The sequence below is a fragment of the Segatella copri genome (genome assembly GCF_026015625.1).
GTDB lineage: Bacteria > Bacteroidota > Bacteroidia > Bacteroidales > Bacteroidaceae > Prevotella > Prevotella copri_H.
The window spans coordinates 2,498,258-2,514,045 of the sequence record NZ_JAPDVG010000001.1 but is presented as its reverse complement, the minus strand read 5'-3'; the positions used below and the strand labels follow the sequence as shown (position 1 = coordinate 2,514,045).

Here is a 15,788-nt window from a genome sequence, read left to right as displayed (position 1 = left end):
ATGTAATAAAAATAGAGAAGATGAAAAGAATGATGATAACAGAATCTGTAAGAAATCTTTTATTGGATTCCGACTTTCTGGAGTCGGTACTCGGTTCTCCTATCGTAGAACCGGATGCCAACTCTGGGAGGCCGGCATCTTCTCGAAAGTTTGAGAAAATGTATCTTCCTGCCGAAATAGAGCAGGCAAAATATGTTCTTCTTCATCTTGACGAGATTTCTGACTTGTTGTCTGAAACAGATATAGAAGAACTGAAAAATCGCATAAAAAGCCACTTGTACCCTTAAAATGGGAGGAAAAATACACTGAATACCAATTTTTCCCATTCATTTACCTGATTTTTCCTTAGAGTTTGCCGCATTTAGGCTACTTTTGCACCATCAACAAACAAAAGTACACCTAAGATGAAAACAAACTACAATAACATCAGAGAAAGAGAGGAAGCAGCACAGACGTTGCTCGCTGCCTATCGCCAAGGCGACCAGAACGCTTTCATGTCTTTATATGATATGTACGCGGAAATGTTGCTCAATTATGGTCTGTGTATAACATCAGACAAAGAACTTGTAAAAGATTGTGTACAAGATGTGTTTATCAAACTCATCTCTAAAAGCCAGGATTTACAAGTTACAAAGGTAACCTCTTACCTGCTCATTTCTCTCCGCAACAGATTGCTGGATGAGTTTCGCCGCAAGAACTATATGACGGAGACTGCGGTGGAGGATATCCGTATCTCTACAACTGTAGAAGATGTGGAAAACTCTTATATCCTTGATGAAAGTTCGCTCAATAATGTTCGTAAGGTACAGATCCTGATGGATGAGCTGACACCACGCCAGCGCCAGGTGTTCACCTTATATTATATAGAGCAGCGCAAATATGAGGACATCTGCGACATCATGCAGATGAACTATCATAGTGTACGCAACCTGGTACATCGTGGCATGTTGAAGTTACGTGCAGCCGTAGCAGTATAAACTCTTCTGAAGGAGAAAGGTGTTTGACTGATGTTATTGGTAGACCCGAAATAGAGATTTGCACTTTTAGGTTAGTGATTATCAAAAATAGGTTTATTATAGTTATAAAAAATAGGCAGGGGACTCCGTGAGGAATCTCCTGCTTTTTGTTTTATGTCTTGTTGTTTCGCTTTACCCCAGCAACGCTTCAGCTATCTTGATGTCGAATGGGGTAGTAATCTTGATGTTCTCACGATTACCATCAACCATCGCAACCTGGCAGCCAAGACTTTCTACCACCGAAGCATCATCGGTAAACTGCTCCTTGTATTCCTGGTTGAAAGCCTGCTTTGCCAGACCGATGTCGAAGGTTTGGGGAGTCTGCACCACGCGGTAATCGCTGCGCAGCACATTCTTTCCGCCTCCGTGCTGGTCGATATAGCGCAGGGTGTCGGTTACGGCATATACAGGGATGGCTGCATATTCTTCGCGAGCCGTCTCGAAACATTCCTCGATGACTTCTTTAGATACGAATGGGCGCACGCCGTCGTGAATACCCACTACGCCATCTTCATCATCAGGAATGAGTGCCAGTCCGTTTTTGGATGACTGGAAACGGGTGTCGCCACCATTGGCTATCTGGTGCTTGATGCTGAAATGATGCTCCTCGCAGAGCTGGTGCCAGTATGCCTGCTGACTCTCCGGCAGAACCAGGATGATGTTCAATGCAGGGTCATATTCATGAAAACGCTCTATGGTGCGCATCAGGATAGGCTTGCCCGCTACCGGCAAGAACTGTTTTGGAATCTCACTTCCCATGCGGAGGCCCTTGCCTCCGGCTACTATGATTACGTAATCCATTTTTTAAGTGAAGAGTTAAAAGTGAAGAGTGAAGAATTCTAATCCTGCCTTTCTTCACTCATTGTTATTATTTGCTCTGCATGAGATGATCATACATCATGCCATCCTGCAGGGCAGCTACAGTTTCCTTGCTTACGAAATAGCTCAATATCTTATAGGCGTATGGGAGGGTTGCTGCAGGACCTTCGCCTGTAATCACGTTGCCGTCTTCCTGGAAGAGGGTGGCGGTATATTCGGTGTTCTCGCCGAAATACTGCTCAAAGCCAGGATAACAGGTAGCCTTCTTTCCTTCGAGGATGCCTGTGCTTGCCAGAACCATTGGGGCTGCGCAGATGGCACCGATTCGCTTACCAGCCTTGTGCTGGGCGATGAGCGCCTGGCGTACACCTTCGTGCTCGTTCAGGTTTGTACTGCCTGGCATTCCGCCCGGAATCATCAGCATGTCAGCATCTTCAAAGCTGGCAATATCCTCAAACTTCAGGTCAGCCTTGATGGTAACACCATGCGATGTTTCTACCCATTCAGTACCCGTTACACTTACAGTCTTGATGTCTACACCACCTCTACGGAGGATGTCAACCGGAGCCAATCCTTCGATTTCCTCGAAGCCATTGGCAAGAAATTCATATACCTTAGCCATAATTTATTTGTTTTTTGTCTTGTTATTCAAATAATATGATTACCTTTGCAAAAGTAAGAATAATTATTGAAATAACAAAATAAATGGCACAGCAACATTTAAAATTCGCAATATTTGGTAATGAATACCAGGCTAAGAAGTCGGCTTCGATAGAGAAAATCCTTCTTTATCTCGAAAAGAAGGAGGCTGAAGTTTATGTGGAGAATGCTTATTACGAGTTTCTTACCCGCGACCAGCATCTCGATGTGAAGGCGGCTGGGGTGTTCGAGGATTACAACTTCGATGTGGATTACGTCATCTCTATGGGTGGTGATGGTACCTTCCTGAAGGCAGCGAGCCGGGTGGGAGCCAAGGGTACGCCTATCATCGGTGTGAATATGGGCAGATTGGGCTTCCTTGCCGATGTGCTGCCTAGCGAGATAGAGTCGGCGCTGGACAGTCTTTATGCTGGTGAATGTCTGATAGAGGAGCATGCGGTGATTCAGGTTGAGGCTGAAGGAGGCGTTCTGGCTGGCAATCCGTTCGCACTCAACGATATTGCCGTGCTGAAGCGTGATGATGCTTCGATGATTTCCATCCGTACGCAGGTAGATGGCGAATTCCTCGTCACTTATCAGGCGGATGGTCTGATTGTTACTACGCCAACCGGTTCTACGGCATACAATCTCTCGAATGGTGGACCTATCATCATTCCGCAGAGTGGTAGCATCTGTCTTACTCCGGTAGCTCCTCACAGTCTGAACATCCGTCCTATCGTCATCAACGATACGGCTGTCATCACGCTCGATATCGAGAGTCGCAGCCACAACTATCTGGTAGCCATCGATGGTCGTAGTGAGCGTATGACGGAGGAAACCCGCCTTATCATCCGAAAGGCTCCTCATAGCATCAAGATTGTGAAGCAGCGCAACCAGCGTTATTTCTCTACCTTGAGAGAGAAACTGATGTGGGGTGCTGACCAGCGCGAAAGATAATTAGAATAAGAAAATAATAAGAATAAGAAAAGAGGTATATCCCGAAGATGAATCTTGGGTATACCTCTTTTTCCTAACCTAAAACAACTAACTAGTAACCTTGTATGTACTAAAACTACCTTTAAAACAAACCTAAACCTAAAAACATAAACCTTAATAAACCTAAAAACTTAAAACTGAAAAACTTAAACTAAAAACTGAAACTATTCTTTGAACTTATTTGTTGTATTCTGCAGTAACATCCTTCACTTTATAGTTCTTACCTTCTTTGGATGTTTCGATTTCGAAGTAAGCCGTACTGGTGAGACCTGTTATATCTACAGTCTGCGGCTTATTTTTGCCATTATTGAATATGACATTTACCAACTCGGTTGCATTATCAATGCTGACTTCCTTGTAGTACCATGTCTTACCACCGATGGTCTTTGTTTCTGTCATCTTTTCACCAGGCCACTCAACAGATGCTGCTTTCTTCCATGTATAGCAGTATAATGGGTTCCATTTCACAGCATCGGCATTCACATAAACCATAAATTAATATGCCTTGAACTTCTCAATCGTATATTGATGAGTGGCGATATTTCTTACTTCACCATTCACAAGCAATCCAACTTTCAAGGTACAAGTACCATTGATGCTGATTTCCTTACCACTTTCTACAGTTGTGCTCTTTGCAGTAGGGGTAGAACCATCCAAGGTATAAACCAATTTGGCTCCCTCTGTCTGGCTGACTGCAGTAAGTGTGGTCTTGAAACCTTCCTCGTATGAGCCGGAAGGCATGCTTGTCCAAGAGGTCTCTGCATCATTAGAGAGGAAATAGGCATAGTGATAACCGGAAAGAATCTTCGTATAGCCTGTTTCTCCTGCATATCCTGCTGCATCATTACCTACAGCCACAAGAAGTTTGTGCTTAGTACCAGTAACCTCGTTCACATAAAGAGTTTTCTTGCTCTGCTTGTTGGCATAATTGCTCATATTAGTGATGCCTGCATATTTGCGGGCTGCAATCATCTCCTTTATCTCAGACTTATAAGCATTCCAGTGTGGCTGGAAGATACATGGTGTGCCTGGCATGGCGAGCATATAGGCATTGGCTGCTATGGTATCTTTGCGCAGAGGGTCGTTCTGTTCTGATTCAGAGCGTTTCTGTGTATCATGATTTTCTACAAAAGTAACCGCATAACGACGATAATTGGCATCGTGCATAAGATTGTCGTTACTGTTGAGCTTTGACCAGTCTGAAGATGTTGTCACCTTTCCGTTAGCCGCTCCGTTTACGGCATCGCGTACGTTATAACGGAACTGGAAGTCGAAGGCAGCACTCTTCTTGTTAGTTTTGTTTATCCAACTTTCTATTTTGTCGTTACCATCCCAGTATTCACCTACAGAGTATTCTACACCTGTGGCATCATTATAGTCGGCAACATGGCTACCATCGAAGCCTTTCACCATATCATAGCGGAAACCGGTGTAACCCAAATCATCCTTCAGATATTTCAGATACGCTTTGATCACCTTCTGCACATTTTCGCTCTTGTGGTCGATGTCACGGCAACCTCCAAAGTCGGTTCCCTCATCATTGTTCTGGCTGAGGCTTACCCCGTCTGTGGCAGCCTGGGTTGCTGTAGTTCCGCCATCATCATTCTTGCAGATGTCTGTAGATTGCATTTGGTAGGTCACTCCCTTGTATGTTTCAGCAGGGAATGTATACCAGCCATCCGTATTGCGGTGGTTGATGACTACGTCAGCAATAGCACCTATACCAGCGGCTTTAAACTTAGTAATCAGACTTCTGAGCTCAGCCTCAGATCCGAAAGAAGAGTTCTGATTAAAATAGTAATATGGCATATAACCCATCACCTGAGTGGTCTCCATACATTTTCCGCTTTGTGGAAGCCAAACAAGGTCGATATAACCTTTCAGCTCATCAGCCTGCTTCTCTAAGACCTTCCATTGTGATTCATTATAAGAATCCCAAGAGAATCCTTGCAGCATAACGCCACTATAATCGCTAGCCCAGCCTTGCGAATTGAGACCTGGTTCAGGCTCAGGTTCTGGACTTGGGGTAGGCGCTGGCGTTGGCTCAGGATCTGGAAGATCAGGGTCATTGCTGCTAGAACATGCTCCAAGTGTGAGTGCCATTGTGGCAAGGAGTGTAAAGTATATCTTCTTCATAATTATCTTTGTATTTTGTGATTATTATTTTATGTTTAATTGCAAGTTGTATTGTTATACGTTGGCAAAGTTACGATTTATTTCATTAGCTTGTTCAAAAATTGATGCAAATCAAGCGAATAAATTGTGCAAACGTTTGCATTCCGGTGCGCTTTTCTTCTATATATAATTTAAGGTATATATAGCTTTAGGAGATAATTATGATTAAAAAACTAGAAAACATTTGTCGGTCTCGTTTTTTATTGCGTAATTTGCGTTGCGTAAAAAGCGCAATGAACGTTTGTATAATGAATGATAACAAGATATGGCAAGATTGAACAATCCTTTTGTGGTATATGGCTATAAGGGCGCAGAGTATTTCTGCGACCGCTTCTTTGCGAAATGGCTGGTGAGAGGAGGAATCATAGCCAACTGAGGAAATGAAAATTACGTCCCGATGCAGCATTTGCTACGTCCCGACGCAGCAAAAAATGCGTCCCGACGCAGTAACAGATACGTCGGGACGTAGTTTCAGAAGCATCCTGGTAATCATCAAGTGAGCCTCTTTCGCATCATGTACGTCATTGCGCAAGTTCATACGTTTCATTGAGTCTACGGATACGACTGCGCTGGGTGACGGATTCGACTGCGCTGGGTGACGGATTCGACTTCGTTGGGTAAAAGATACGACTTCGTTGGGTGGAAGAGTCAATTTCGTTGGGTGAATAAAGCACTTGATGTTGCAGAATGAAGTGGTTGATTTTGCAGAATGAAGTACTTGAATAAGGCGGTTGATGTTACTGAATTTTCAACTATAAGTTGACTGAACTTTAGCATGCGGTTCAAGAACGGGCTGAAGGCCCAAAAGCTCCTAGCCCAGGGCATCGCCCTGGGTATAATAGCAAACAGCAAGGCGCCCTGTAAGGGCAAAAGCTTCGTAAATATTTGATTCTTTGAAGCTTTTGCCCTTACAGGGCGACAGGTTTGCGTCCATGATTACCCAGGGCGATGCCTTGGGAGGGCACTGAAAAAGGTACCCAATTTTAAGTTGCATAGCTTGTTTTTGAACTTTAATTCTTGTCCAAGAAGCATTTCATCTTTTAAAAGTGAAATACTTTTTTGGACAGGAATATAGTCTCAAACAGCTTTCTATAGCGTTTCTGGCATTTAATTCGGCAATATATAGAGAAATCTACTTCCCCCCTTATGCATTTTGCATCAATTTGATGATTCTCTTCACATTTGCAGCGAAAATAGTCAAAGCTCCCTGCATTTCCATGCACGACAAACCGTATGACAGGGCTCTGTCATATCCTAAGACATTCTTAAGTTCGGAGTTTTTGGCTTCTATCTTGTATCGTTTCCTCTGAAGATTTATAAACTCTTCTGTTTTTTGATATTCGATTTGCTCCAACTGTTCATCCGATTTGATGGTAACCGCATATGTTTTTGTCTTGGCTCCTTCCTTGTAGCAACCTTCACGTAATGGACAGACCTTGCATTTGTCCACATCAAAATAATAGGTAATGCTGGAGTTTCTGTGACGCTTGTCATTTTTGCGATAATTCATCTCTTTCCATTTCGCCAGATGCCCTGCTGGGCAGACGTACAGATCTGCATCCTTGTTGTATTCAAAAGGGAGTTTGTTTGTTCGATTACCGTCAATTACAGAGCTTAAACGAGCAGAGAGGCGCATATTGTTTTCCTTTGCCATTTTGAGATTCTCCTTGCTGGAATATGCCTTATCTGCTACTATGGAATCAACTTCCATTCCTGCTTCCTCTGTCTTTTTTATCAATTCTGGCAATTGCTGTCCATCACCCTTCTCGCCGGAGGTGACGGTAGCTGCGGTGATAATTCTCTCATCGCTCATAGCTATATGCGTCTTATAGCCAAAGAATGAAGAATGCGCTGTTTTATGTCCTGTACGGGCATCTGCATCTTTTGATATTACGCCTCGGGTCTCTGCGTCTGAAATGGTTTCTTTCAGCATATTGAGACGCTCCTTGACTGCAGGCATATTGGCAGTTGCAGCATCAGCTTCCACCGTAGCAACTATCGTTTTGGCTGCAGTCATGATAGAAGAATACTTCTTTTCTTTTGGAAGCTCAGGCAATTCCATGCTGTCATCCACAGAATTAACGACCTTGATTACGGCCTTGCAATAATACTCCAAACTCTTTGCTGCACTGATAGGGTTGGAACGAGAATGCGTATGGGTTGCATCAACAATGATGGTTCTAGACTTGAGGACACCTGCTTCTATAGCAATAGAAACAGTCTTCTTGATAAGAAGATCCAACAGCTCCATATTCTTCAGACGAAGTCGACGGAATTTGGTCAAGGAACTAGGATTAATCAGATTAGTCTCCTCAGGAGTTAATCCCAAGAAGTACTTAAACGACATATCATAGCGAGTACGTTCAACAACATCAACATCCGATATGTCATAGATTACCTTTAAAAGAAGATACTTAAACATACGGATAGGACTCTCTGCTGTACGACCATTGTCATGACAATACTTGTCCTGCAATTCCTGGTATACGAAACTAAAGTCCACCAGGTCAGTAATCTGGCGGAGCAGGTTGTCTTTTGGGATAATCAAGTCATACAAACTTGAATAATCACTGAATGATATGGTCTGTTGTTGCTCTAGCATAATCCTTGTATTTTTCTACAAAGATACAAAAAATATTGCACATATGCAACTTTTGGGTACACTATTTCAAAGATCGAATGTTAAACTAACATAACCCATGAAGGGACTTTTTCAGTGCCCTCCTTGGGCTAGGGGCTTCTGCCCCTTCAGGGCGTGTGGGGCAAAACTTGCGAAAGTCCAGCTAGCCTCTACTTATTCCTTCAATTTCTGGATTTCCTCCAGTGGAAGTTCGGTGGCTGTTGATACTTGCTCATCAGAAAGGCCCATTGACAGAAGGCGGCGAGCTGTGGCTAGCTTTTCTTTTTCCATACCTTTCGCCATACCTATTTCCATCCCTTTCTTTTCATCAAACTTTCTGGTGGCATATATATCACGCATATTCTTGATATCCTCGTCATACAGCTCTAGTTCCTCTCGGGAGAGCTTGCGTAGGTCGCCTATTTCTGCCAACTTGCGGAAGACTGGATACTTCTCGCTGAATGGCATCTGTTCAAACATGTTCATATTCTTCACTATATAAATCCAACAATCAAATATATCCATACACTCTGCCTCCGTGTGCTTGTCGAACAATGGCTGTTAGATTAATTATAATACAATGTTGGTATATGAATTTACATTATAGTCAAAACAAATCGCTATGGGTTCCATTGTTGAGAAACAGCAAAGTTAATTTTTCATCGTTTTGTTCCCACAGCATCAGCCAATCAGGGGTTATGTGACATTCCCATATACCTTCTAGGTTTCCATGAAGTTTATGCGATTTATATGATGGCGGTAGTTTACCCTCATTAGCTAATTTCTCTACAGCTTTTTCTATGAGAGTAGGGTCTAGCCCACGTTTCACTCCTTTTCGCAAAGACTTTTTAAATCTGTTTGTAAAGTCAATAGAGTATTTCATTCTAAGCACTGTTTGATTAAGTCGTGAGCATCTTTTGCATGATATACTCTGCCTGCTTTAACATCTTCTAGGGCTTCTTCAATACCACTTTTCTTTTCGGTTTGAATAACCCAGCCAAACTTTTTTGCCAGTTCCTTTAATAAGTTGAAGTCAACTTGCGGAACAGTTATAGTTGTTTTTATATTATTTATAGCTACATCCATATTGCTTTCCTTTTAATATTATTTTAAATGATGCCGCAAAGATACGATTTTTCTCTTTAATATCCAAATGTTTAAGTGAAAAATACTTGATATGAATGAGAAAAAAATAAGTTTGCAAATGTACTGGTCGCAATTTGCGACCGGTTTGCTTTTATCTTGATTTTCTATGTTATTTGCCATCTGCTTACGCTTTATAAGGTCAGGTCGTGGACGCAATATCGCTATTCGTTGGCAAAGAAAATGCAAACGAGCGCAAAGAAAGCTTGTTTTCAATTTGCCGAGTGCAGCTTTTCTTATGCAAAGATACGACTTTTCCTTATAACTTCCAAGGTTTTAGGGAAAAATACTTGAAAAGGGGGAGAAGAAAAAGAAAATAGGCGACTCCCGAAATTGAGAGCCGCCTATTGAATGTTATTCTTTAATTTTCTAATAATCTCCAAATGTTTAGGGGGATATTATTCTTCCTTGTTTTTTAGCAAGTCCATCATTTTCTTCATATCAGGCAAAGCCTTGCGTAACCTTTCAGGCATGTCATCCAACGTCTTGTAGGTAGCAACTCCCATCGGCTTGCTGTAGTCTCGAACAGCATATTCTGCATAAGAGTAGTTTGCTGATTGGCAAAGAATGATTCCAATAGACGGATTCTCGTGTGGCTTACGCACCTTGTCGTCGAGAATTTGGAGATAGCCAAAAAGTTGCCCAAGATAAGAGGTCTTAAACTCGCCAAGTTTTAGTTCTATGCAAACCATGGCGTTCAATTCTCGATTGAAAAACAGCAGGTCTGGGAATTGTTCAACACTAATGATGGCAGAGTGGTGTGTGAATGGTACTTTAAAGAAGTCCTCAACAGGAAAATCTGGAATATTAGAAATAGATAAAGTATGGAATATATCTATCTGATTTTCACTATTTTGTAATTCAGCGGTTCAACCGCTGAATTCTCAAAGCACAATTCGGCGGTTGCAACCGCCGAATTGCTGTCAAGCATATTCCATGCTTCATAAAAACGTCTCATATCCTACATTTGAGTTCCTGAAAGTTCAGCCAGTTTCAGGCTTGTTCCTTTAATTTCTGGATTTCCTCCAGTGGAAGTTCGGTGGCTGTTGATACTTGCTCATCAGAAAGGCCCATTGACAGAAGGCGGCGAGCTGTGGCTAGCTTTTCTTTTTCCATACCTTTTTCCATCCCTTTCTTTTCATCAAACTTTCTGGTGGCATATATATCACGCATATTCTTGATGTCCTCGTCATACAGCTCAAGTTCCTCTCGGGAGAGCTTGCGGAGGTCGCCTATTTCTGCCAATTTGCGGAAGACTGGATACTTCTCGCTGAATGGCATCTGTTCAAACATGTTCATATTCTTCACTATATAAATCCAACAATCAAATATATCCATACACTCTGCCTCCGTATGCTTGTCGAACAATGGCAGTTGGAGGTACACAATACGCATCCTGTCGGACACTCGCTGGCGTGTCTGCAAATCGGTAAGCACCAAATCGGTGCGAAACTCCTTTAATATCGGACTTTGCGATACAAAGTCCATGAAACATACCGTATAGACTGGAGCCAAGTGGTAGTCCCAGATTCCACGGATGCCTTGCTGCACAATGGCACGTGCCGTGTAATACAATGCCCTGTCGGCAAAGTATTCCTGCTCTTTCTTCTGCATCTCTACGATGACATGCTTGCCTTCGTTTGTGATGCAATAGACATCGAAGACCACACCGCGGTCATCGGGGCGCAAGCCAAGTTTTTCGGTCTTGGCAAACGTCACGTCCTTGATTACCAACTCGTCTTCAAACAGTCCGTTGAGGAATGTGATCAGACATTCTTTCGTGTCTTCGCTTCCAAATATCCTCTTGAAAGCCCAATCGACACGTGGGTCTATAAATCTTGCCATCTGCTTACGCTTTATAAGGTCGTGGACGCAATATTGCTATTCGCCTGCAAATATACGACTTTTCCTCGTAACTTCCAAGGATTTAGGGGAAAAATACTTGAAAAGGGGGAGGAGAACGAAAAAAAATAGGCGGCTCCCGGAATTGAGAGTCGCCTATTGATATTTAGTTTATTTGATGAAGCAAATGCTTACTTCTTTGTCATCACACATTTAGCAAAGCCTTCAGCCCAAGCATAAAGCTTGATGTCGTAAGTACCTGCTTCTACAGTGATGTTTCCACCATTCTTTGTTGTGAGGTTATCTAACTCTCCACCCCAACTGATGGCCCAATCGTCGTTGGCGCGGAACTTGATTTCACCAGCACTCAATGTGATGTTCTTAACTTCCCAGTAGCCATTAACTTCCTTGGTATCTTTATTGTAAGGAACGTAAGTCATATCTACGTCTGACTCCCAACCATTAGGTGATGCGCTACCAATGATTCCAATAGATGTAATAGGAGTCAGTTCGTATTTCTTCTCAGACAAATCAACATCTACCTGATAGTAACCTGCAGGTTCTGTAATAGTGATGTTGGCTGCATCTGGAGCAGTATTGAAGTCTGCGCCATAGTTGGTGCCCTTCCACTCTGGCTGAGTACAGAACTTGAAACCATTCTGGTTCAGGTACATGTAACCAGTGAATTTTACACCATCTTCACCTGCGAGATAGTCATTTGTTGCCCAGCCATTAGCATCGCCTGCCATATAGAGGATAGGCTTGCCTACAGAGTAAGACAGGTTGTTCATGTCGAGAGTTACAATCCATGTACCAGTACCTACGATAACCATGGTCTGTGGTGTACCCCAGCTGTCGCCAGTATAATAGATTGTACCAGAAGCATCTTCGCTACCGTCTTTCTCGCAACCCAAGACACCTGTGTTGATAACATCCCAGTTGCCGGTTTCATCCCACTTGCTACCTTCGTAGAACTTAAAATAGTTCTTATCTTTCTCTGTGGTGACCTTGAGCTGGTAAACACCATCAGACACTTTGTTCATCCATACAGGTTTTGTTGGCTTCCATCCATTGCCATTAACTTCACCGAGCATGTAGTAACCTTTCTCATCAATAGCAGGAGTTGGGGATGGCTTAAGTTTGGCTGTAGTCGTACCTACAGTATTGATGGCAACGGCATCACCTGATGCCAAGTTGACAGAAACCTTAGACTCAACGTTGATGTCACGAGCAACGCTTGCGCGTGATTTGTTCTGGCTGCAGAGAATCTTCTCCAATTCTGTTGCGTCTACCTGAATGCTGTTACCGTTGATTTCGCCTTTAATGGCTTCGCCATTTACTTTCAAGTCTTTGAGTGTGAAACCTGTAACATCTGCATCTGATGAATTGACTGTGACGAGATTGATAATACCGTCATCGTCTGGCAAGCTACTTTCAGCTTCAGTACCTGCTGCGAAAGTAATTCCGTATTTGGCAGCTGAGGCCTCCTGTGGATTGGTCTGAGGATTAGCCCAATCATCGTAGTCGCCGTTGCAGCTGGCAAGTGTAACACTTGCCAAGACTGCTAAGCTATATAATAATGTTTTTTTCATTGTGCTTTGGTCTTAATTATTTAACTTCTGCTGTGTAATTATCAAAGTCGATATACAACTTCTGTCCAACTTGGGTAGTTACAGAGTAATCTGCGCCCTCAGTCTCAGCCCAGCTGTTTACGATATCATATCTACGCCAGAAGACGTTGCCCTTGTAAAGAGTGAACTCTGTACGATACCAATCTAATTTGCCTACCTTGACAGCTGCGCGAAGCTCTGCGCTGGCAGTGAATGCTGGAGAAACCCATTTGCCATTCTTATCTGCTGGAGCTGTCAGAGCATAAGCGTCATCAAATGCCCAAGTACCAGACATCTCGACACTACCACCTAAGATGTAAACCTTTGTTGGGTAAACAGTCAGTGTCCAATCGATGTTCTTCTTGTCTTCGGTAATCTTACCCTTGAAGTGGAGAGTGTACCAACCTGCGTTTGCTACCTTGATTCTATGCTCTTCACCTTCTGAGATACCGGCGTTGGCCTCATCGTTGATTTCCTTGATACGGTTGTAACCGCGGTCGTCATTGTTCTCGGTACCCCACTTGAACTCACCACCAGCTGGCAAGTAGATTATACCATAGTAGTTACCTTCCAAACCAAAGACCTTAGGAATTGGTTTCCAACTCTTCCATGGATCCTGGATAGAACTACCAATCAAGTAGAGGTTGTCAGTGAACTTAGCATCAGGAGCCTCATAAGTAGCCTTCACAGAACGCAAGGTGATGGTATTTGAGAATGTCTCGCCCAAACTTGTATCAGTAGCGTCTCCAATCACAGCACGCAAGCGAATGTAAACAGGCATTTCTGCAGGAACACTTGTATCTGGATTTGCAGCCTGGAAGAGAGCTACTATAGCGTTGTTTATTTCAGTTGCATTAACTTGCATATCGGCAGTTCTATAGAATGTCGCTAACTCTGTGTGAGTTGCAGTACCATCGCTGACGAATGCTGGATCGATAGATACCTGTACGTAATATCTCATAGAGTAAGGTACTCCACCATAGTTTGGCTGAGAACATGTCAATCTTAAACTTTTTGCACTGATGAGATCGTAAGTATTGTTTTCTGCTACGGCAGGAGTGTTCAATACAAATCCATCTGCAACATGACTCAAGTCCAATGTAGGGTTGCTGTCTCTGTCATCATCGCATGATGTAAAGAGCAAAGGGAGTACCAATGCTGGCAACAGCATGAATTTGAATATCTTTTTCATAATTCTTTCTTTTTTAATTTAATCTGTTAACCTAACAATTAGTATTTTGGGTTCTGTGTCATGTTAGGGTTGTTCTTAGTCTCATTACCTGGGATAGGGTAGATATCGAAATGCGATTCAATACCTGCACCATTAGGTACACCACCCTTGAAACTCCAGAGATACGCTGAACCACTGAACAAGCCAAAACGAACCAAGTCTGAACGACGGCGGCCTTCCAAATAGAACTCACGGCACCATTCGTCAATAAGGGTCTGATTATCTACTGATGTAGCTTCTGTCCCACGGTGAGCACGGTCCTGAACTAACTTGATGTCAGCCAAACCTTCCTGACTGCCGTTGAGACGGAACTTAGCTTCTGCTCGGGTCAGATAGATTTCTGCCAGGCGGAACAATGGGATGTCGGTGTCTGAAAAGTTCTGGTCATGCTGTGCTGTACCATCTGCGTGGAAATTGCTCCACTTTACGATAGCCGCACCGTTCAGAGGGTCTGTGATAGCATCACCTGGATTGAGTGTACGAACTTTTCCACTTTCGCAGCCACCTACACCCATGTATAACAAAGCTCGGTCGTCTTTTGCCTTTGCTATAACAGCGTCTGTGCCGATGCCTTTCTCATTATCTTTTGCGATAATCTGATCCTTTGTTGCATTAGGTAAAACATCATCTGTAGTTGCCATAGGAATTTTCCCGTCAGGGAAGAACTTCTTAACCAAGTCTTCGCGTGCAAAGATACATTTCCAAGGGTCAGCGGTACTTGCTGATGGCATGCCAGCTTTGGTGCAGGCTGCTACGAGATAAGTAGAACCGCCATACTGGCGAGTCTTCAAACCATCCTGACGAACAGCAAAGATGATTTCCTTCATAGCCTCTGGATTGCAATCATTGTCGCCCATGAACAACTGCTGGTAACCGCTGTAGCCATTCTTTGCTTCGCGAGAAAGGTCATATTTGCCGCTATTGATAATCTTGTCGCAATAATCGATAGCCTTCTGGTAGTCCTTAACCTGACCATCTGTATAAACAGCTGAGTTAAGTGCCAAACGAGCATGGAGGGCATAAGCTGCACCACGGTCGGCACGTCCGAAATTCTCACTGTTATTATAAGCACCCACCTCTGCCATCATAGGCTCGATGGTAGTCAACTCGTTGTCAAGCCACTCGTAGAGATCCTTGCCGCTTTTCTCAATAGGGAGATTGCTGTCGAAGGTTTCCTTGAAAGGAGCCTTGCGATACAGGTCGAGGAAATAATAGTAGTTCAGTGCACGGAGGAAGCGGACTTCTGCAATCTTATCTTCGCTCATCTTACCTGTCTGCTCGGAAATAAACTGGTTGTACAGGGTGATGTCGAAAATTAATCGCTGGTATGCCCAGTTTACTCGTGCATTACTCTTATCCCAGTTCATGTTGGTAATAGCGGCAATACCTTCATTGTCTTGCCATGCCCACAAAATTTCGTCTGTCATTAATTCTTGCAAGTTGAAGACGGTACGGATAAATCCGCTCTCACCCTCGTCTCCACTCAAGTCTGCTGAACCAGCAGGACCTTTCTGACCTGTAAGACCGAGGGTTGCATACTGTTTAGCCAAGAGGCCCTCCGCAGTATATGTTGGGGAAGACTGTGGATCAATGGACTTGATATTCAGTTCGTCTGCGCATGAGACAAAGCCCATGCACAACATACTTGCCATTGCAGTCGTTATAAATAGTTTTTTCATAATTGTCTCCTTTTTTAT

The 15,788-nt window shown here is 43.3% G+C and carries 14 protein-coding genes and 1 pseudogene; 3 read left to right on the top strand and 12 right to left on the bottom strand.

Annotation, left to right across the window (positions count from 1 at the left end):
• The first annotated feature begins 29 nt into the window (after positions 1–29).
• Together ONT19_RS10675 and ONT19_RS10670 are read left to right on the top strand one after the other, a co-directional pair.
• A complete protein-coding gene (locus ONT19_RS10675; RefSeq protein ID WP_153080522.1) occupies positions 30–287 on the top strand; it encodes a hypothetical protein in 258 nt (85 codons plus the stop codon).
• 117 nt (positions 288–404) lie between these two features.
• Entirely contained in the window at positions 405–977 is a 573-nt protein-coding gene (locus ONT19_RS10670) for an RNA polymerase sigma factor (RefSeq protein ID WP_117691936.1), read from the top strand.
• 171 nt (positions 978–1,148) lie between these two features.
• Here ONT19_RS10670 and ONT19_RS10665 read toward each other — a convergent pair whose 3' ends face one another.
• Positions 1,149–1,817 (bottom strand): 2-C-methyl-D-erythritol 4-phosphate cytidylyltransferase, encoded by a 669-nt coding sequence (locus tag ONT19_RS10665; RefSeq protein ID WP_118415506.1) that lies wholly within the window; start codon positions 1,815–1,817, stop codon positions 1,149–1,151.
• A gap of 67 nt (positions 1,818–1,884) precedes the next feature.
• Positions 1,885–2,457 carry a DJ-1 family glyoxalase III gene (locus ONT19_RS10660; protein WP_006847960.1) on the bottom strand — a complete coding sequence of 191 codons (573 nt, stop codon included), beginning with the start codon at positions 2,455–2,457 and terminating at the stop codon, positions 1,885–1,887.
• A gap of 83 nt (positions 2,458–2,540) precedes the next feature.
• Between ONT19_RS10660 and ONT19_RS10655 the strand changes: the two genes are divergently transcribed.
• Positions 2,541–3,431 carry an NAD kinase gene (locus ONT19_RS10655; protein WP_117586787.1) on the top strand — a complete coding sequence of 297 codons (891 nt, stop codon included), beginning with the start codon at positions 2,541–2,543 and terminating at the stop codon, positions 3,429–3,431.
• 216 nt (positions 3,432–3,647) lie between these two features.
• Here ONT19_RS10655 and ONT19_RS10645 read toward each other — a convergent pair.
• The 10 genes and pseudogenes from ONT19_RS10645 to susD form a co-directional block, all read right to left on the bottom strand.
• A pseudogene (locus ONT19_RS10645) lies at positions 3,648–5,426 on the bottom strand (alpha-amylase family glycosyl hydrolase).
• A gap of 1,363 nt (positions 5,427–6,789) precedes the next feature.
• Positions 6,790–8,247, bottom strand: coding sequence for an IS1182 family transposase (locus ONT19_RS10640; protein WP_264951925.1), 1,458 nt, complete (start codon positions 8,245–8,247; stop codon positions 6,790–6,792).
• 192 nt (positions 8,248–8,439) lie between these two features.
• Positions 8,440–8,820 carry an Rpn family recombination-promoting nuclease/putative transposase gene (locus ONT19_RS10635; protein WP_264951924.1) on the bottom strand — a complete coding sequence of 127 codons (381 nt, stop codon included), beginning with the start codon at positions 8,818–8,820 and terminating at the stop codon, positions 8,440–8,442.
• 52 nt (positions 8,821–8,872) lie between these two features.
• Positions 8,873–9,148 carry a type II toxin-antitoxin system RelE/ParE family toxin gene (locus tag ONT19_RS10630; RefSeq protein WP_153119127.1) on the bottom strand — a complete coding sequence of 92 codons (276 nt, stop codon included), beginning with the start codon at positions 9,146–9,148 and terminating at the stop codon, positions 8,873–8,875.
• A complete protein-coding gene (locus ONT19_RS10625; RefSeq protein WP_118082101.1) occupies positions 9,145–9,351 on the bottom strand; it encodes a hypothetical protein in 207 nt (68 codons plus the stop codon). Before ONT19_RS10625 ends, ONT19_RS10630 begins: the two co-directional genes overlap by 4 nt.
• 455 nt (positions 9,352–9,806) lie before the next feature.
• Complete coding sequence (locus ONT19_RS10620; RefSeq protein ID WP_437182849.1) at positions 9,807–10,154, bottom strand: PDDEXK nuclease domain-containing protein; 348 nt, start codon at positions 10,152–10,154, stop codon at positions 9,807–9,809.
• Between the two features lie 247 nt (positions 10,155–10,401).
• The gene (locus ONT19_RS10615; protein ID WP_264901463.1) at positions 10,402–11,253 is read right to left on the bottom strand and encodes an Rpn family recombination-promoting nuclease/putative transposase; all 852 of its coding nucleotides are present in this window, start codon (positions 11,251–11,253) and stop codon (positions 10,402–10,404) included.
• Positions 11,254–11,441: 188 nt separating this feature from the next.
• Positions 11,442–12,842: an Outer membrane protein SusF domain-containing protein gene (locus tag ONT19_RS10610; RefSeq protein WP_118066273.1), complete on the bottom strand. Its 1,401-nt coding sequence runs from the start codon at positions 12,840–12,842 to the stop codon at positions 11,442–11,444.
• Between the two features lie 16 nt (positions 12,843–12,858).
• A complete protein-coding gene (locus ONT19_RS10605; RefSeq protein ID WP_117695723.1) occupies positions 12,859–14,052 on the bottom strand; it encodes a SusF/SusE family outer membrane protein in 1,194 nt (397 codons plus the stop codon).
• A gap of 38 nt (positions 14,053–14,090) precedes the next feature.
• On the bottom strand, positions 14,091–15,770 hold the full coding sequence (susD, locus tag ONT19_RS10600) for a starch-binding outer membrane lipoprotein SusD (protein WP_118066271.1): 1,680 nt from the start codon (positions 15,768–15,770) through the stop codon (positions 14,091–14,093).
• Between the last annotated feature and the right edge of the window lie 18 nt (positions 15,771–15,788).